The organism is Spirillospora sp. CA-108201 (assembly GCF_050936235.1).
Taxonomy (GTDB): domain Bacteria; phylum Actinomycetota; class Actinomycetes; order Streptosporangiales; family Streptosporangiaceae; genus Spirillospora.
This window is the reverse complement of record NZ_JBNJNE010000001.1, coordinates 4363166-4381641: the sequence shown is the minus strand read 5'-3', so window position 1 is coordinate 4381641 and position 18476 is coordinate 4363166. Positions and strand designations below refer to the sequence as shown.

At 71.8% G+C, this 18476-nt stretch carries 16 protein-coding genes; 13 read left to right on the top strand and 3 right to left on the bottom strand.

The window, feature by feature from the left end; all coding sequences use genetic code 11:
- The first annotated feature begins 119 nt into the window (after positions 1-119).
- From ychF to ACQEU6_RS21180, 9 genes are all read left to right on the top strand, one after another.
- A complete protein-coding gene (gene ychF / locus ACQEU6_RS21220) occupies positions 120-1211 on the top strand; it encodes a redox-regulated ATPase YchF (RefSeq protein ID WP_499334276.1) in 1092 nt (363 codons plus the stop codon).
- Positions 1212-1665: 454 nt separating this feature from the next.
- The gene (locus tag ACQEU6_RS21215) at positions 1666-2685 is read left to right on the top strand and encodes a conjugal transfer protein (RefSeq protein ID WP_499334275.1); all 1020 of its coding nucleotides are present in this window, start codon (positions 1666-1668) and stop codon (positions 2683-2685) included.
- Between the two features lie 63 nt (positions 2686-2748).
- A complete protein-coding gene (locus ACQEU6_RS21210; protein ID WP_499334274.1) occupies positions 2749-3024 on the top strand; it encodes a hypothetical protein in 276 nt (91 codons plus the stop codon).
- Positions 3025-3080: 56 nt separating this feature from the next.
- Positions 3081-4568, top strand: coding sequence for a conjugal transfer protein (locus ACQEU6_RS21205; protein WP_499334272.1), 1488 nt, complete (start codon positions 3081-3083; stop codon positions 4566-4568).
- Positions 4565-5962 (top strand): MinD/ParA family ATP-binding protein, encoded by a 1398-nt coding sequence (locus ACQEU6_RS21200; protein WP_499334271.1) that lies wholly within the window; start codon positions 4565-4567, stop codon positions 5960-5962. The genes ACQEU6_RS21205 and ACQEU6_RS21200 overlap by 4 nt, the downstream gene beginning before the upstream one ends.
- 166 nt (positions 5963-6128) lie before the next feature.
- Entirely contained in the window at positions 6129-8618 is a 2490-nt protein-coding gene (locus ACQEU6_RS21195) for an ATP-binding protein (RefSeq protein ID WP_499334269.1), read from the top strand.
- Positions 8615-11074 (top strand): type IV secretion system protein, encoded by a 2460-nt coding sequence (locus tag ACQEU6_RS21190; RefSeq protein WP_499334268.1) that lies wholly within the window; start codon positions 8615-8617, stop codon positions 11072-11074. Before ACQEU6_RS21195 ends, ACQEU6_RS21190 begins: the two co-directional genes overlap by 4 nt.
- Positions 11074-11715, top strand: coding sequence for a hypothetical protein (locus ACQEU6_RS21185; RefSeq protein WP_499334266.1), 642 nt, complete (start codon positions 11074-11076; stop codon positions 11713-11715). Before ACQEU6_RS21190 ends, ACQEU6_RS21185 begins: the two co-directional genes overlap by 1 nt.
- Positions 11712-12770, top strand: coding sequence for a C40 family peptidase (locus tag ACQEU6_RS21180; RefSeq protein ID WP_499334265.1), 1059 nt, complete (start codon positions 11712-11714; stop codon positions 12768-12770). The genes ACQEU6_RS21185 and ACQEU6_RS21180 overlap by 4 nt, the downstream gene beginning before the upstream one ends.
- Before the next feature lie 13 nt (positions 12771-12783).
- Here ACQEU6_RS21180 and ACQEU6_RS21175 read toward each other — a convergent pair whose 3' ends face one another.
- Positions 12784-13287, bottom strand: coding sequence for a MarR family winged helix-turn-helix transcriptional regulator (locus tag ACQEU6_RS21175; RefSeq protein WP_499334263.1), 504 nt, complete (start codon positions 13285-13287; stop codon positions 12784-12786).
- Between the two features lie 61 nt (positions 13288-13348).
- Between ACQEU6_RS21175 and ACQEU6_RS21170 the strand changes: the two genes are divergently transcribed.
- The 4 genes from ACQEU6_RS21170 (at position 13349) to ACQEU6_RS21155 (ending at position 17737) form a co-directional block, all read left to right on the top strand.
- Entirely contained in the window at positions 13349-14632 is a 1284-nt protein-coding gene (locus ACQEU6_RS21170; protein ID WP_499334261.1) for an amidohydrolase family protein, read from the top strand.
- 19 nt (positions 14633-14651) lie between these two features.
- Positions 14652-15428, top strand: a complete 777-nt coding sequence (locus ACQEU6_RS21165) for a Mut7-C RNAse domain-containing protein (protein ID WP_499334259.1) — start codon at positions 14652-14654, stop codon at positions 15426-15428.
- Positions 15429-15456: 28 nt separating this feature from the next.
- Positions 15457-15843, top strand: a complete 387-nt coding sequence (locus tag ACQEU6_RS21160; protein ID WP_499340283.1) for a (deoxy)nucleoside triphosphate pyrophosphohydrolase — start codon at positions 15457-15459, stop codon at positions 15841-15843.
- A 754-nt stretch (positions 15844-16597) separates the two neighbouring features.
- Complete coding sequence (locus ACQEU6_RS21155) at positions 16598-17737, top strand: site-specific integrase (protein WP_499334258.1); 1140 nt, start codon at positions 16598-16600, stop codon at positions 17735-17737.
- Positions 17738-17850: 113 nt separating this feature from the next.
- Here ACQEU6_RS21155 and ACQEU6_RS21150 read toward each other — a convergent pair whose 3' ends face one another.
- Positions 17851-18108 (bottom strand): helix-turn-helix domain-containing protein, encoded by a 258-nt coding sequence (locus ACQEU6_RS21150; RefSeq protein WP_499334256.1) that lies wholly within the window; start codon positions 18106-18108, stop codon positions 17851-17853.
- The gene (locus ACQEU6_RS21145) at positions 18071-18475 is read right to left on the bottom strand and encodes a DUF4282 domain-containing protein (protein ID WP_499334255.1); all 405 of its coding nucleotides are present in this window, start codon (positions 18473-18475) and stop codon (positions 18071-18073) included. The genes ACQEU6_RS21150 and ACQEU6_RS21145 overlap by 38 nt, the downstream gene beginning before the upstream one ends.
- Between the last annotated feature and the right edge of the window lies 1 nt (position 18476).

Below are 18476 nucleotides of genomic sequence, written 5' to 3'. Positions count from 1 at the left end.
CGCGACGCGCCGGGACGCGCCGCGTCACCGGACATTTGGCCCAGTGTTCACCGGCGGGAGGCCGGACGGAGGTTCCGGGCAGCCCAAGGGGTCCGCGAGCGCCCATAAACTTGACGGCCGTGAGCCTCTCCATCGGAATCGTCGGGCTGCCCAACGTCGGCAAGTCGACGCTCTTCAACGCGCTGACCAAGAACGACGCGCTGGCGGCCAACTACCCGTTCGCGACCATCGACCCCAACGTCGGCGTGGTCGGGGTGCCCGACCAGCGGCTGACCGTGCTCGCCGAGCTGTTCGGTTCGCAGAAGGTCATCCCGGCGACGATGGAGTTCGTCGACATCGCGGGCATCGTCAAGGGCGCGTCCGAGGGGCAGGGGCTCGGCAACAAGTTCCTCGCCAACATCCGGGAGACCAACGCGATCTGCCAGGTCATCCGGGCGTTCGAGGACCCCGACGTCACGCATGTGGACGGCGACGTCGCCCCGTCCCGCGACATCGAGACGATCAACACCGAGCTGATCCTGGCCGACCTCCAGACGATCGAGAAGGCGCTGCCGCGCCTCGACAAGGAGGCCCGGACCAAGAAGGACAAGGACAAGCTCGCCGTCGTCGACGCCGTCAACGCCGCGCAGAAGCTCCTGAACGACGGCGTCACGCTGTTCGCGGGCGCCGAGCAGGCCGGGATCGACACCGAGCTCCTGCGCGAGCTGCACCTGCTCACCGCCAAGCCGTTCCTCTACGTCTTCAACCTGGACGAGGGCGAGCTGACCGACGAGGCCCTGCGCGAGCGGCTGCGCACCCTGGTCGCCCCCGCCGAGGCGATCTTCCTGGACGCCAAGATCGAGGCGGAGCTGATCGAGCTGCCCGACGACGAGGCGCTCGAACTGCTGCAGGGCATGGGGCAGGAGGAGTCCGGCCTGTCGCAGCTGGTCCGGATCGGGTTCGCCACCCTCGGCCTCCAGACCTACCTGACGGCGGGGCCCAAGGAGTCGCGCGCCTGGACGATCCCGAAGGGCGCCACCGCGCCGGAGGCCGCCGGCGTCATCCACACCGACTTCCAGCGCGGCTTCATCAAGGCCGAGACCGTCTCCTTCGACGACCTGACCGCGGCGGGTTCGATGGCCGCCGCCCGCACCGCCGGCAAGGTGCGCATGGAGGGCAAGGACTACGTCATGCAGGACGGCGACGTCGTGGAGTTCCGCTTCAACGTCTGACCGCGCCCGCCGGGGGCCGGGCGGCGCCGTGACCTGTGTGATTTTGGCGACACGGGGTGCCGGTGCGGAGGGCGTGCCCGGTGGGCTGTGTGGTTTGGTGTCGAGTGTCGCATTTTCGACTTCGTGTCCATTATTTTCGGGAACGGATTGCGGACCCCGACGCCATCCCGTGACCAAGCAACTTCTGAGGCGACCCGCTTGTCCGTTACCTGGGCATGCGCACCGTTCGGAGCCCTGGGTAGAAGAACGTCACCGTTTGGCAATCCCTCCCGTTCCTGCTGAGGTGGATTGCATTATCCGCAACCGCGTGCCGGGGCTGTGCTTCGCCGGGATGCGCTGGAACAATTGACGCCCGTGGTTACCCTGGGCCCGAGGTGGGTTCGGAAAAGCCACCGGAACATGACCAGGCACACAGGACCGCGCCGACCGGGGGCGAGGCGCGAGCGGAGGCAGGATGGCTCGCAGGTCGGCCGTGGGACGCGGCCGTGACACCGCCGTTGTCGAGGAGACCGCGGCGCCCGGACGGGCGCTCGCGGCGTCCGCCGACCCGTGGGACCTGCCCGAGCGCGGCCGCGGACGGTCCGGCGGAGGCGGTTCGCGCGGCGGCGGCCGCTGGGGCGGCTCCGGCGGGCGCTGGTGGGTCTGGGTCGGCCGCGCCGTGCTGTGGGCACTGATCATCGTCATCCTCGTCAACGGCGTCCGCGCCCCGTTCGAGCGCTTCACCGCCGACGACACGCCGAGCGGAGGCGGCGCCGCGTCCAAGGCCCCGAAGAACGCCGGGTTCCCCAGCAGCGCCGCGGGCGCGTTCGCCCTCCAGTTCGCCAACGTCTACCTCAACTTCGACCAGAAGACCGCGCCCGCCCGCGAGGCGCAGCTGCGGACCTTCCTGCCCGACGGGGCCGACGCCCAGTACGGCTGGAACGGCGTCGGCAGGATGCAGGTCCAGTCCGTCCAGGTCGCCGGCGTCGACGCCCGCGACGCCAGCAACGCCACCGTGACGCTCCTGGCCCGCACCGCCGACCGCTGGCTCCGCCTCGCCGTCCCGGTGTACGCCGACCGGAGCGGCTCGCTGGTCGTCTCCGCCCGCCCCGCCCTGCTCCCCCCTCCGGCCAAGGCGCAGCTTCCTCAGGACGGGGTCCAAGACCGCGACGCCTCCCTCGAAACCGAACTCCAGCCCTTCCTCGGCACCTTCTTCCAGGAGTACGCGAACGGCAACCAGGCGGCCCTGTCGCGCTTCTCCAACGGGACGACCATCGCGGGCCTGGCCAAGTCCGTCGTCTTCGTCCAGGTCAAGGAGGTCGTCGCGCCGAAGGGGCCCGAGGGCTCGCGCACCGTCACCGCGACCGTGGTGTGGCAGCCCGCGGGGGGCGGCGGCGGTGAGCTCGAACAGAGCTACCAGCTCGCCATGGTGAAGAAGGGGACGACCTGGCTCGTCCAGGACATTCGCGGCACCACACAACCCAACGCGTCATGAGAGGCCGCGAAATGAGTACCACGACCCCCAGACCGACCGCCAACCAGGGAAGGTAGCCAGGCGATGCTGCAGCACCTCATGGCGGCGATTCCGCACGAAATCCTCGCGGCCGACGAGCTCAAGACCGACAAGCTCGCCGACTGGCTGCGCTCGATCTTCGGCCCGCTGTTCCTCGTGATCGTCTCCATTGTGGCGATCTTCTTCCTGTTCACCCGCGAGATCACGCGGTTCGTGCAGTTCATCTGCCTCGCGATCGGGATCGGAGTGGTCTTCTACGTACCGAACATCATCGAGACCACGGCCAAGGCGATCGCCAAGGCCCTAGGCGTGGACGCCTGACCTCGGGCGGAGGTCGGCAGGCGGCACGGTGCTCGCGCAGTTAGGGGAGTAGGGGCGTGGATCTACCCACGTACACGAACATCTGGCGCATCGAGAAGCGGCTCTACAAGCTGTACGACCTGCGGCTTCCGATGCCGCTGCCGCTGGTCCAGATCGGCGTCTTCCTCGGCGTGTTCGTGCCGTGGATCCTGCTGCTCCGGCTCGTCGGGATCCCCTTCGCGTCCCCCTGGCACGTGCTCTACATCGTCCCGCCGGGAGTGCTCACCTGGCTGGCGACACGCCCTGTCATCGAGGGCAAGAGGCTCACCGAGCTGCTGCTCTCCCAGAGCCGCTACCTCGCCGAGCCCCGCACCTGGTGCCGCCTCACCCCCATCCAGGAGCCCCGCGAGGTCGTCATCGTGGCCCGCGTCTGGCGGCGCACCGGGGGCCCCGCCCCGGCCGCCGCGATGGAACGGGCCGCGATCAAGACCCGCCGCCGCGCCCGCCGCCGCGCCGCGGAGCCGGAACCCGCCGCGGCCCCCGCCGCGACCCCGGTCCTGGTCCCGCGCCCCGCGGTCGCCTCCGCGCCCCCGTCCCTGGACGAGTACGCGGCCCAGCGCGAGCCCGTCCCCGCCGCCCCCGAGCCCGTCGCCGCGCAGCCCCTCCTCCCGCAGGGAGCCCTCCCGCCCCCCGCCGCGCCCCAGCCCGTCGTCCCGCCCAAGGCGTGGCGCCGCACGACCCGCGACATCGCGCACGAGGACGACGCCCTGGCCTTCCCCGCCGGGGTCGAGCAGCCCCCGGCGACGCCGCGGCTGGAGGTCCCCCCGCCCGCCCCGCCGCCCGGCTCCGGCAAGCGGGCCCTGGCCTCCGGCGTCCGCCGCCCCGGCGAGCAGGCGGAGCTCTGGCAGGCCGTCCCCGTCGCCGACACGCGGCCCGACATCCCCGAGCAGCCCCGCCCCGACGTCCGCAGGGCCGCCGAGGAGATCGCGGGCGCCCCCGAACCGCCCTCGCGCGCGGACGAGCAGGCCCCCGCGGCGCCGAGCGTCCGGTGGGTGCGCCCCGCCGAACCGGGCGACGGCGTCACGCGGCAGCCGCCCGCCGAGCCCGACCAGGCCCACGCCGCCGACGGCGAGCGCGTGCGCGTGACGCAGGCGTTCAACGGAGAGCCCGGCGACAGGAAGGTCGCCGGCACGCGCGCCCCCCACGGACCGGTCCCGGCCCCCAGGACCCCCGCCCCCGAGACCCCGGCCCCCGAGGCCCCCGCCGCCACCCGCCCCGACATCCCCATGGTCCCCGGCGCCTTCGGCGCCCGCCCCCGCACCAGCGCGCCGCGCAGCCGGCCCAGCCCCCCGAGCCGCCCGCCGCGCAGACGGGCCGTCCGACCCCGCCACCGGAGCAGCCCGCCGGGACGGGCCGTCCCGCCGCGCTGCCGGAGCCGCCCGCCGCGCAGACGGAGCGTCCCGCCGCGCAGCCGGAACAGCCCGCTGCGCACGCGGAGCGTCCGACCGCACCGCCCGCGCAGACGGAGCGTCCGGCCGCACCGCCGGAGCGGCCCGCGCAGGTGAGGCGTCCCGTCGCGCCGCCGGAACTGCCCCCCGCGCGGCGTCCCGAGTGGACGGTGCGGCCGCCCGCCGTGCCGGGGGAGCGGGAGGCCGCGCGGCCCGAGCCGCCCGCCGCGTCGGCGGAGCAGCCGAGCGCGCCGCCGCCGGTGCGGCCCGCCGTGCCGCCGGAGCAGCCCGGGGCGCTGAGGGAGCCGCCCAGGCCCTGGTCGAAGGGGCTGTCCAACCCGCAGCGGCAGGCCGGTCCCGAGCCGGTGGCGCCGCCCGCGCAGAACCCGCCGCCCGTCGAACCGCCGCGTCCCGTCGAACTACAGCGTCCCGTCGAACTACAGCGTCCCGTCGAACTACAGCGTCCCGTCGAACTACAGCGTCCCGTCGAACCGCCGCGTCCGGTGGAGGAGGAGGCGCCGCCGCGGGAGGTGCGCTCGCAGCCCGCGTCGCCCGTCCGGCCGCGGCCGCTGCCGCCGCCTCCGTCGCCGCCGCCGTCCGGTCCGGCGATCACCCCGCCCGGTCCCGAGCACGAGGTGACCTCCGGCGGGCTGCGGCGGCTCATCCACGCCGTCGGCGGCGGGCACGGCGAGGTCGACGCCGACTACCAGCAGCGGATCCAGCAGCCGTTCCACGGGACGCGCCACGTCGTCGTGCTCGGCTGCACCGGCGGCGCCGGGCAGACCGTCACGGCGCTGATGCTGGGGCACACGTTCGCGCAGCACAACGGCGAGCCGGTCGTGGCGATCGACGTGAACCCCGGCCCGGGCGCGCTCGCGCGGCGCACCCGCAGCGACACCAACGAGACGCTGACCGGGCTCATCACGCGCGCCGACCAGGTCTCCAGCCTCACCGCGATGCGCCGGTACACCTCGCAGGCCAAGTCCGGCCTCGACGTCATCGCGGCGGGCAAGAACCCGCTGCAGGCGCTCGACGACCGCGACTACGCGCTCGCCATCCGCACGATCGACAAGTTCTACTCGGTGACGCTGCTGGACGCGGCGGCCGCCGTGGTGGCACGCGTCCTGCCGTACGCCGACCAGATCGTCCTCGTCGCCCCGGCGAGCGCCGACGCGCCCCGCGCCGTCGCGATGACGTTCGAGTGGCTGGACGGCCACGGCTACGAGGAGCTGCGGTCCCGCGCGGTGACGGTCATCAACGGGGTGAGCCGCCGCAGCATGGACGACGTCGAGCAGGCCGAGGCCGTGGCGCGGGGCCGGTGCCGGGCGCTGGTGCGCATCCCGTGGGATGATCACCTGAGCATGGACCGCGCGCCCCGCAACGAACTGAAGTCGTTGCGCACGCCCACGCGGCGTGCCTATCTTGCCCTCGCCGGCGTCGTGGCCGGCGGCTTCACCGTCATGCCCGAGCGTTACCAGGAGCTTCAGCAGGAGCAGGAGGCCACCCGATGAGCGCCCCTCGCGGGCATCGAGCGGAGACCGAGGTGAACCGGGCATTGCTGGCGGACGCGCCTGACGTTCATGACCGTCCGGATGGCGAACACTCTCCCGGGCAGCCCTGTGCGGCCGCCCGGCGGTGGAGAGAATCGTTGATCGGAACCGGCGTCGGGAGGACGGCATGAGCAAGTCGAGCCGGCTGGCCGTGCGGTACTTCGACGACCGCGTCCTGCTGACCGACAGCGCCGCGTGGGCGTACTTCCGGCTCCCCACGGTGTCGTACGAGTTCACGACCGGTGAGGAGCGCGAGGCGCTCGCCACCAACATCACCATCGCCCTGGCGGGCATCCGCATGCAGGACGCCGAGGTCCACCTGCGGATCGCGCACCGGACCTATCCGGCGGCGGAATGGGCGCTCGCGCTGGACCGGACGTCCGACGGCGGCACCGGGTGGCGCGAGTACCTGGAGGAGACCTACGCCCACGTGTGGGCCAAGGACTTCTGGACCAAGGAGGTCTACCTCGGGGTGCGGCTCGGCCCGCGGGGCATGGGCGCGCACCTGTCGGGCGGCGTCCTGCCGCAGCTCCTCAGGGCCTACAAGCGCAGCGAGAGCGTCCTCGGCGTGCACGACGACGCGGTCGACAAGAAGGAGATCGCGCGCTGGACGGAGCAGGCCGAGCGGATCGGCCGCGCGCTCGGCGGGTCCGCCCTGTACGCCAGGCACGCCACCTCCACCGAGGTCGCGTGGCTGTTCCAGCACGCGGTGACGGGTTCGCTGGCCGATCCGCCGCCGTCGGCCGTCCCGCGCCGGACGTGGGGCAAGGGCGAGATCGAGTCGCTGGTGGAGGGCGCCATCCACAACGGGCGCTCGTACCTGCGGATCGAGCAGCCGAACTTCACCGGGGCGGGCGGCGGCGCCACGGCCGCGTCGTACGTCGCGTACCTGTCGTTCGCGCGCTTCCCCGACATGATGCCGTTCCCGGACGGCGAGCCCTGGTTCCACTACGCCGACGCGCTGCCGTTCCCCGTGGAGATCAGCGCGCGGATGAAGCTGATCCCGCCGGCGAAGGCGTCCAAGGACGTCTCGCGCAAGCTCGCGCACGCCCGCGACATGGACCAGCACATCCGGGAGGCGGGCGCGGAGGCGCCGATCGCGCTCGCGGAGCAGATCGACGCCGCCCGCATGCTGGAGCACGGCATCACCAAGGAGCGGCTGCCGTTCGTCTACGGGTGGCACCGGCTGATCGTGTCGGCGCCGAGCGAGGACCTGCTCGCGCAGCGCGTGGACGCCGTCGTGGAGCACTACCGCGACATCGGCATCGACGTGGTCAACTCGACCGGCGACCAGTTCTCGCTGTTCCTGGAGTCGCTGCCCGGCGACCAGATCCGCCTGAACGCCTACGCGCAGCGGCAGCCGCTGCGCACCATCGCGGGCGGCATGCCGGTCGCGACCGTCGACCTCGGCGACCGCTCCGACGACGAGGGCGAGGGCTGGGTCGGCCCCTACATCGGCGAGACGCTCGGCCGGGCCCGCGCGATCGTGCACTTCGACCCGCTCGTCGCCGCGGCGCGCAACCGCCCGACGGCCGTGGCGATCACCGGTGAGCCCGGCGGCGGCAAGACCACCCTCGCGCTGCTGCTGATCTACCAGATGGCGCTGCGCGGCGTCACGATCGCGGCGATCGACCCGAAGGGCGACGCCGAGTCGCTCGTGGAGCTGCTCAAGGCGCGGGGCCGGAAGGCGCGGATCCTGCCGCTCGGCTCGGCGGCGCCCGGCCTGCTCGACCCGTTCTCCTTCGGCGACGACCTCGCCACGATGAAGACGATGGCGACCGAGACGCTGCGGCTGCTGCTGCCGCGGATGTCGGAGGAGCGCGAGTCCGCGATGATCCAGGCGGTCGGCGCGGTCGCCAACGCCGAGCGGCCCTCGCTCGGCCGCGTCGTCGACCACCTGGAGGCCGCCGAAGACCCGGCGTCCAAGAACCTCGGCGCCGTGCTGCGCTCGATGTCGGAGATGCGGCTCGCGCGGCTGTGCTTCGACCCGTCCGGCGGCGAGCGCATCGACAGCGCCGGCTGGACGACCGTGTTCACGCTCGGCGGGCTCACCCTGCCGGACGTCGCGATCTCGCGGGAGGACTACTCCTACGAGCAGCGGCTGTCGGTCGCGCTGATGTACCTGGTGTCGCAGTTCGCGCGGCGCCTCATGCACGGCCTCGACCGGCGGCTCCCGAAGGCGATCTTCCTGGACGAGGCGTGGGCGATCACCTCGACGCCCGAGGGGGCCAAGCTGGTGCCCGAGGTGTCGCGGATGGGACGCTCCCGCAACACCGCGCTGATCCTGGTCTCCCAGAACGCGGGGGACCTCCTGAACGAGCAGGTGACGAACTGCCTGTCCTCGGTGTTCTCGTTCCGCTCCACCGAGCGGGTCGAGGTCGGCAGCGTCATGTCCCTACTCGGGGTCGAGGCGTCCGACGAGCACAAGGCCGTGCTGCGCAACCTCGGCAACGGCGAATGCATCTTCCGTGACCTCGACGGCCGTGCGGGGCGCATCGGCGTCGACCTGATCTCCGAGGAACTGCAGCGTTGGCTCGACACCAACCCGACCCGGTCCCGTCCGGGCACGTCCGAACTCACCGCCGCGGGGGCCGAGGTCGAGGAGGTCTCCCGATGATGGGTTCCCGCGACAGGGCCGCGCGACTGCAGCGCTCGCCCGCCGAAGGACTCGACCCCAAGGTTCTGCGGCGCCCTCGGCGCGTCCGGCGCCGCCACGCGCCGCGCACGCGCCGCTCGGTGATGCTGCTGGTCGTCATGGCGCTGTTCATGCTGGGCCCGCTGTCGCCGGCGTCCGCGTCGGTGCCGCAGTTGCCGAACCCGCTGAACGACGCGTGCAGCCCGGCGGACCATCCGGCGCCCGAGCAGTACGGGTCCGGGACGGACGGCATGATCAAGCCGCCCGACTACCCGAACGAGAAGCTGCGCAAGACGCCCGTCGAGAAGCTCACGTACTACGACCGGTACGGCACCGCCGGGCAGACCTGGTACGCGGTCGACATGGGCTGCTCGGACGCGATGTCGATGATGGGCAACGCGATCGCGAACACCGTGTTCACCCTCGTCCGGACGATCGACCGGACGACGATCAGCGTCTACCAGGCGGCCGCGTCGGAGTCGCTGCTGAGCTGGCTGAAGGAGACCGTCGACGGGGTCATCACCAACGTCGGCAAGACGTTCAACGCCCGCTACTGGTCGTGGGTGGTCATCCTCGGCGCGATGTGGCTCGCCTGGTGGGGGCTCGTGCGCAAGCGGGCGAGCAAGGTCACCGAGGGCGTGATCTGGATGGTCGCCGCGATGGTGGCGCTGGTCTGGCTGATCGCGCGGCCCGCGGACTTCACCACGCTCGGGACGAAGGTGTCCGAGGCGACCAGCGCCGCGTTCAGCGCCGCGCTGCCACCGAGCGATACCAAGGGCGGGACGTGCGTTCCCGTCCCCGAGGGCAGACCCGACCCGGCGACGTCGGAGCGCATGGACGCGACGTCCCGCAACGCCAACGCGCTGTGGGTCGCGCTGGTCTGCAAGCCGTGGCTGCAGGGCGAGTTCGGCACCAGCGACCCCAACGCCAAGATCATCAAGCAGAACGCCGACAAGCTGCTCTGGGCGCAGGCGGTCGACCTTCCGGAGACGTACGGGACGAACAAGGTCGACCTGGGGAAGAAGTCCGACGCCTACAAGGACGTCACGAAGGACATCCACGACAACCATCCCCAGAACTACGCGCTCTTCCAGGGCAAGGACTGGCAGAACCGGCTGGGAGTGTCGCTCATCGCGCTGTTCGCGGCGCTGGTCGCGGGCCTGCTCATCCTGGTCATCGCGCTCGCGCTGATCGTCGTGAAGATCGCGTTCCTGCTGCTCCTCGTCGCGGGGCCGATCTTCCTCGGGATCGGCATCCATCCGGGCGTCGGGCGCGTCGTCGCCATCCGCTGGCTCGAACTGCTGCTGTCCATGCTGCTGAAACAGGCCGCGCTCATCGGGGTGCTCTCGCTGCTGCTGTGGGCGTACAGCCTGATCCTCGGCGAGACGCTGCCCTGGGGCCTGCAGGTGGTGCTGATCGCGCTGGTGACGTTCGCGGCGTTCGTGTACCGCAAGCCGTTCCAGCACCTGTTCTCCTCCGTCGGCTACTCGGCGGTCGGAGCCAGGGGCAAGGGCGAGGCCGAGCTCGGCAAGTCGATCGCGGCGGCCCGCAAGAGCACCGAGGCGATGCCGCCGGTGGCCGCCTACCAGATGTTCCGCAAGGCCAAGAACGACCCGGCGGTGGCCGCGGCCGTCGCCGGCGGCGTGACGGGCGGCGGCGCGGTGGCCGGCACGGTGGCCGCGGCCGACCGGACGACGCCCGGCGCGGGCACCGAGCAGTCGCCCGAGGACGCGCCGGTGCTCGCGGCCAAGCCGCGCGGCGCGGGCGCCGCGGCGGCGCAGGGGCGCTCCAGGCGCGGTGCTCCTCCGCTGAACCTGCCGACCAGGGCGGGCGCGCTCGGCGACCGCCGCACGGACGGCGGCAGGGCGGGGGCCGCCAAGCCCGGCGGCGTCACCGTCGCGAAGGGCGACGGTGAGGACTCCGGCGGCGGAGGCGGGACGGGCTCCGGCAAGGGCACCGTCCGCCCGACGTCCTGGACGGGGCGCGGCGGCAACGGCGGCGGCGTGTCCGACGGCGGTGGTTCGGGCGGCAGCGGCGGTTCGGGCGGTGGTTCCGGCGGTGGCGGCGGAGGCTGGTTCGGCGGCGGTGGCGGACGCTCGTCCGGTTCCGGGCGCGGCCGCGGACGTTCGGGCGGCGGTTCCGGCGGTTCGGGTGGTTCCGGCGGTTCGGGCGGCTCCGGTGGCGGCGGCTGGTTCGGCGGCGGCAACGGCGGCGGCAACGGAGGCTCGGGCGGTTCGGGCGGCGGCTCCGGGAACGTCCCCCGGCAGCGCGGCCGCTCCGGCGGCGGCGGGGGCGCGAGGCCCTCGCGTCCCGAGCCCGGCGGGCGGCAGGCGCCCCCGCCGCTGTGGGGCAGGGGCGGTTCCAACGCCAGCCCGCCGATCCCGTTCTGGCTGCGTCCGGTGGACCGCCGGTCCGGTGAGTCGGGCCGGGACGAGTGATGAACCTGAACGACCGGCGGCGCAAGCTGCTGTTCGCGGGTCTCGTCGTGCTGCTCGCGGCGGTCGGCGTCTACCTGACGGTGGCCTCGCCCTCGGGCGGGTCCGGCGACGAGCCGCAGGCCCGTCCGAGCGCGACGGCCTCGCAGGGCCCGCAGGCCCCCGCGTCGCCGCCGCCGGGGATCCGGAGCCCCGTCGACCCGAACGACTTCGACCTCTACCGGCTGCTGCCGTTCTCCCGGCAGGAGTTCGCCACGGCGGCCGACATGGCGCAGCGGTTCGTCGCCGCCTACGGGACGTACCGCTACGACGAGGCCCCCCAGGCCTACATGGCGCGCTTCACCGGCCTGACCACCACCGACCTCGGGCAGCGGCTCGGACAGGGCGTGGCGACGCCAGGCATGGTGGAGGAGCGCCGCCGCGAGGAACTCGTCGCGCAGGGCACGGCGTCCCTCGACCAGGTCCGCGACATCGAGAACAACTCGATCATCTTCCTGGTGACCGGCCGGCAGCAGGTCACCAAGAATGGGCGGACCAGCAGCGACACCAAGCAGTACGCGGTGACCGTGACGCGGGACGGCGGCTCGCTGCGGGTCTACTCGTTCGAGCCCGCCGACGCCGGGCAGGAGGGTGACACGGGATGAGTCCGCGGAGGCTGCTGATGGTCGGCGCCCTCGGCGTCGCCGCGGTGATGTTCGTGGCACTGGTCTTCATCCCGATCCTGTTCGGCGCGAGCCAGTTCCTGTTCGGCGGCGGGATCGGCGGGGGCGGCGGCTGCGTGAACGTCGCCGGCGCCGGCGCGCAGCCCGCGGCGGCGGCCGACGCGAAGTCCGTCCCCGCCGACTTCCTGAAGCTGTACCAGGAGGCCGGCAAGAAGTACGGCATCCCCTGGAACGTCCTGGCGGGCGTCGGCAAGGTCGAGACCGACCACGGCCGGTCGACGATGCCGGGCGTCTCCAGCGGGGAGAACTACGCCGGCGCGGGCGGGCCCATGCAGTTCCTCGCCGCGACGTTCAAGGCGTTCGCGGTGGACGGCGACAAGGACGGCAAGAAGGACCGCTACGACCCGGCGGACGCCGTCCCGACGGCCGCCGCCTACCTCAAGCACAACGGCGCCCCGGAGCGCATGCGCACCGCGATCTTCCAGTACAACCACTCGTGGGACTACGTGGACCTCGTCCTGGACTGGGCGAAGCGCTACGTCGGCGGCGATTTCAAGGCCGTCCAGGCGAACGGGATCAACTGCGAGGACAACGAGCTCCCCGCCAACGTCGGCGCCCTCGTCAAGACGATCATCGCGTTCGCGATGGCGCAGCGCGGCAAGCCGTACGTGTTCGGGGCGAACGGGCCGGACGCCTACGACTGCTCCAGCCTGCTCCAGGCCGCCTACCGGCAGGTCGGGCTCAACCTCCCGCGCACGACGTTCGAGCAGTGGCCGTTCGGCGTGAAGATCGCCAAGGGCAAGGAGCAGCCCGGCGACCTGGTGTTCTTCAACTCCGGCCCCGGAACCTCGGCCGACAATCCCGGCCATGTCGGGATGGTCATCGGGGGCGGCAAGATGATCGTGGCGAGCTGCTCGGCGTGCGTGCCCGCGATCGGCGTGAAGACCTACAAGAAGGCGAACTGGGTCGGGGTGACCCGCCCGCTCGCGCGCCCCGACTTCAAGAAGAAGGTCTCCGAGCTGGCCGCGCGGCAGTAGCCGCCCGGCGGGCTCAGCGGAACCGGCGCCTGCCCGCGACGAGCAGGACCTCGCGCAGCGCGTCGGCGGCGGCCCGGACGTCCTCCGGCGGCACCCGCTCCAGGACGTCCTCGTGCGCGGCCCCCGACGCGGCCAGGGCCCGCTCGGTGACGCGCAGCCCGTCCGCGGTCAGCTGGACGAAGCGGCTGCGCGCGTCGCCCGCGTTGGCCTCGCGCTCCACGTAGCCGGCCTTCTGCAGCCGCTGCAGGACGTTGCTCGTCCCGCCCGAGGTGAGGAACGCCGACCGGGTGAGCTCGCTCGGCCTCAGCCGGTACGGCTCGCCCTCCCGGCGCAGCACGGTCAGCACCTCGAACTCGGCGTAGGTGAGGCCGAGTTCGGCCAGCGGGCCGCGGAGGGCCTGCTGCACCAGGTTGGCGACGCGCCCGGCGCGCTTGCTCAGCTCCAGCATCGCCAGGAGCGGCTCGGACAGCCCGTCCCGCCGCCACGCCTCGGCCACGTCATCGATCTCGTCCCGCACGCCCCGAGCGTACTCGCTCAGCCTGTTGCTTTTTAAAAAGCTAACTCTTAAGCTTTCACGCATGACAAAGACGCTCCTGCTCACCAACGGCCTCGTGATCGACACGGCCCCCGAACCCGTCGTGCTGGGCATCGCCGACGTGCTCGTCGAGGACGGACGCATCGCCGCGGTCGGCCCGGGCCTGGCCGCGCCGGACGGCGCCGAGACCATCGACGCGACCGGGCGCATCGTCATGCCGGGCTTCGTCGACACGCACCGGCACACCTGGCAGGCCGGGATCCGCGCCGCCCTGCCGGACGGAACGCTCCCCGGCTACCTTCAGCGGGTCCTCGTCGAGTTGGCGCCCCGGTACCGGCCGGGCGACGTGTTCGCCGGGACGCTCGCCGGCTCCCTGGAGTGCCTCGACTCCGGCATCACGACGCTGGTCGACTGGTCGCACATCCAGCTGAGCCCGGCCCACACCGAGGCGGGCGTCGCGGCGCTGCGCGCGTCCGGCATCCGGGCGGTGTTCGGGTACTGCTACGGCGGCGGAGACCTCGACGCCCTCGCCGCCGAGACGGGCCGCGTCCACCGCGAGCACTTCGGGTCCGGCGGCGCGCTCACGATGGCGATGGCCGCGCTCGGCCCCGAGATCGCGGGCGACGAGCGCGCCCTCGCCGAATGGCGCACGGCCCGCGACCTCGGGCTGCCGGTCACCGCCCACATGGGCGGCCACGGCGCCGAGAGCGCCGCGCGCGGCCTGGCGTTCCTCGACGCCAACGGGCTGATGGACCACCCGGCCACCTACGTGCACGCCAACTTCTACACCGACGAGGAGCTGAAGCGGATCGCCGGTAGCGGCGGGACGGTGTCGGTCGCGCCCGCGATCGAGGCCGCGCTGGACATCGGCGCCCCGCCCACCGGACGCGCCCGCGCCGCCGGCGCCCCGACCGGGCTCGGCGCCGACACGGTCGCCTCCGGCCCCGGCGACATGTTCAGCGTCATGCGCGCCGCCTACGTCCTCGAACGGGCGCGCCCGGACGGCGCCGGCCTCGGCTTCACCACCGCCGGCGCCCTGCGGACGGCCACGATCGAGGGCGCCGAGGCCGCGGGTCTCGCGGACGTCACCGGTTCGCTGACCGCGGGCAAGCAGGCCGACATCCTCGTCCTGCGCACCGACACCTTCGGCCTCGCGGCGGCCCACGACCCCATCGCGGCCGTGGTCCTGGCGGCGGACACCCGCAACGTCGACACCGTTCTGGTCGGCGGACGCGTGGTCAAGCGCGGGGGAGTGCTGGAGGGCCACGACGTTCCCGCCCTCCTGGCGTCCCTGACCGACTCCGCCGCGCACGTGGCGGCCGCCTGAACCGTCGGCCGCGCGTGGCATGCTGAGCGGCGTGGAGATAACGATCGGCGTCGCCGACGAGCTGCTGATGTTCCTGCCCGCCACCCGGCGGGAGTCCCCGGCGCGGGTGCCCTACGACGGAACCTCGACGCTGGGGCACCTGGTGGAGTCCCTGGGCGTGCCGCTGCCCGAGGCGGGCCCGATGACCGCCGACGGCGAGCCCGCCGGGCCCGCCACCCGCCCGGACGCCGGGGCGGAGGTCCGCGTGGCGGCGGTGCCGCGCCCCCAGCCCGTGCCGCTGGACCCGGGCCAGGTCGCCCCCCGCTTCCTCCTGGACGTGCACCTCGGCACGCTGGCCCGGCGCATGCGCCTGCTCGGCCTCGACACCGCCTACCACAACGACATGGACGACCCGGCGCTGGTCGTCCAGGCCAACGAGGAGCGCCGCGTCCTGCTCACCCAGGACCGCGGTCTCCTGCGCCGCCGCGCGCTGTGGTTCGGCGCCTACGTCCGCGGCTCGCGCCCCGACGACCAGCTCCGCGACCTCCTCGACCGCTTCGCGCCCGTCCTGCGCCCGTGGACGCGCTGCACCGCCTGCAACGGCGAGCTCGTGCCGGTCGACAAGCAGGAGATCGAGCGCGAGCTCCAGTCGGGCACGCGCCGCAGCTACGACGTCTACGGCCGCTGCGCCGGGTGCGGGCAGGTGTACTGGCGCGGGGCCCACGGCGACCACCTGGAGGAGATCGTCCGCGAGGCGACGCGACTGGTCGACTCCCTCCGGGGGAACGGAACCGGAAGGGCCGGCGCCGGAGTCTGATCACGAACACGGAGAGGAGCTGGTCGCGATCGAACTCGTGGTGGTGGGTGCGGCGATCCTCGCGGACGGTCGGCTGCTGGCCGCCCAGCGCGCCGAGCCGCCGCACATGGCGGGCGGCTGGGAGCTTCCCGGCGGCAAGGTCGACCCCGGCGAGACGGACGAGGACGCCCTGGTACGCGAGTGCCACGAGGAACTGGCCGTCAAGGTGCGCCTGGGCCGCCGCCTGGGCGGCGACTGGCACCTGAGCGCTCGCGCCGTCCTACGCGTCTGGACGGCCGAACTGGTAGAAGGCGAGCCCCAGCCCCTGGAACACCTGCAACTCCGCTGGCTGACCGAGCCCGACCTCTACACCGTCCAATGGCTCCCAGGCGACCGCCCGGTAATAGACCTCCTGGCCAAAGAGGGCCTCACCTAGCGGTGTTTCCTCAGTCTCGGCCCACTTCGCTCGCCTGGCGGCTCGCTGCGTGACCGTGCCTGGGGCGAACGCGGCATCGCTTCGCGATCTGGCCGGTTCCGCTCGCCTCCGGCTTCGCTCCACCGGCCAGGTCACGCGTTCGCGCGCATGGCCGGGGCCACTTGGCCCCAGCCATCGCCGCAACCCGCAACGACCTGAGGCCCCGCGGTCGCGTCCGAAGGCAGGTTCAAGCGAAGCGAGAACCTGATCGCGCAGCGAGCCCCTGGGCGAGCCGGAGCGATGCCAGCGATCGCTGCAGTTCTCGACGATGGAGGGCGCCCAGCGCCCGAAGGAGGAGAGCACTGCCATAAACACCGCGCCAGCGCGCACCCACTATCGCGACCACCTCAGCCCCACAGCACCCCGCAACAACCTGAGGAGCCGCGATCGCGTCCGAAGGCAGGTTCGAGCGAAGCGAGAACCTGATCGCGCAGCGAGCCGCCAGGCGAGCCGGAGCGATGCCAGCGATCGCCCGCTTTTTTCGACGATGGAGGGCCGCCAAAGTGACATGCTGTGAAGCCCCAGCTAGATCGGGGTTCACAACAGCATATGACCTCTAGGGAGCCATCCGGGGAGCCATAATCTAGGCTCCGCAGGAACCGACCCATTCGAACAGTCGTTCGAACTCCTAGAGGTCGAGAGGCGGGAAGGCCAGACGCGCCAACGTCTGACCTCCCCTTCGCCCACCACTCGACGAGACCGAGAGGCGAACGCAATGGCTAGCGTACTCATCAACGGCTACAAGGGCAGCATCTACCGGGAGGGCAAGGGGTACACCGGGGTTCTGGATCTCGGGTACCACCCGAACGGCAAGCGGAACCGGCCGAAGCGCAAGGGCCCGAGCAAGGCGGCCGTGGCGGAAAAGCTCACGCGCCTTGCCGATGATCTGGGCAAGGGAATCAAGCCGAAGCAGGACCAGACCGTGACGGCTATCGTCACGGCTTACATTGACGATCTCGCCCGGCAGGGACGCGCCCCGAGGACCATTGAGGGTCTGCGTTCGTTTCTCCGGAATCACATCGCGAAGATCGGCGCGCTGAAAGTCCGGGAGGAACTCACCCCGACGCACGTGTCCGATTGGCTCGTGGACATCTCGCAGAACTTGTCTTCCAAAACCATCGTGAGCGTGCATGGTCTGCTTTCCAGTGCCATTGATCGCGCGATGGTTCACGGTCTCGCCGATCGGAACGTGTCTCGAATGGTCGTCAACATCAAGGGCGAGAACGAGGGACGCGAAAGTAAGAGTTTCAGCCCCGATGATGTGCGCAGGATTCTCGCCCGTGCCAGCGCCGGTATCCCCCGTCTGCGTTTCGGCGCTTACGTGATTCTCGCTCTCACGAGTGGGTTGCGCGGGGATGAGTTGGACGGGCTCAAGTGGTACGGGCTCGACTTGGATTCGGGAACGGTTTCGGTGGTGCGCGCCGACCGATTCCAGGGGAAGACAAAGACGCGTCGATCGGTCCGGTCGCTGGAATTGGCGGACATCGCCATTGCCGCACTCAAGGCATGGCGGGAAATGCAGGCCAAGGAGTTCGCTGCTTTCGGTGGTCAGGTGACCGAGGAAACGCCGGTGTTCACGCGGCCGGACGGGTCGGAGTACAGCCAGCGGACGGCGCGGTATGAGTTCCGCAAGGTGTTGAAGGCGGCGGGTATCGCCGATCCGGACGCGTGGACGGTTCGGGAGACGCGGACGACGTTCGTGAGCGTGATGTCGCATAACGGTGTCCCGCGTGAGGTCATCGCGGACATCTGCGGTCACACGGTCCGGACGCTGGAAAAGCACTACCGCAAGGTTCTGCGGCCGGTTCACCGGCAAAGCGCCGATGTGATCAACAGCGTGTTCCGGGCCGCCTGACGCCCAAACACGCGAGAGAGCCCCTGACGGCCGTCAGGGGCTCTCTTATGTTCGCCGGGGGATGCGCGGCCGTCTGCGTGACTCTCAGCGCCGCGCAGGCGGTGTGTGTCCGGTCAGTGCTCTTGCTGCTGTAGTCCGGTGATGTAGTCGCGGAGTTGTTCGGGGGTGACGCGGCGACCCCGTTTGCGGACGAGCACTGATTTCAGTTCGCCGGACCGCAGAAGGCCGAACACCGAGTCACGGCCTATTCGGAGATAATGCGCCACATCCATAACTGTGAGCAGCCGATCGTCTGGTATCGGGTCGCCGGGTGCGCCGTTGTGATCGCCCTCGTCATCCGGTGGTGGTGTGGTCTTGTTCGTTTTGGGCACGATTGGCTTCCTTTCTCTCGTTGTGGGCGATGCGCGTCAGGTCGCCGGGTTTCCTGTCGGTGCGGTGGAGCGTTTCCGCGATGTCGAAGACCACGAGCAGGAACTCGAAGGATACGCGGACGGCGGTGAGCGTGGCCAGCCCGCAGAATGTGGCAGATATGCAGATGAGTCCAGCGACTCCCCACCCGGCGGTTTCTGCCACGGAAAGGCCGATCCATGAGCAGGATGTTACGGCTATCACGGTTGCCGTGATCACCATGCGGTATCCGGTGGTGATGACCCGCGTGGTGACGAATTCGGAGTAGTCGGCGGAGAACAGCAGCCGCAACGGGCTCCGGTTGAATCTGCGGTATGGCGCGGTGCGCATC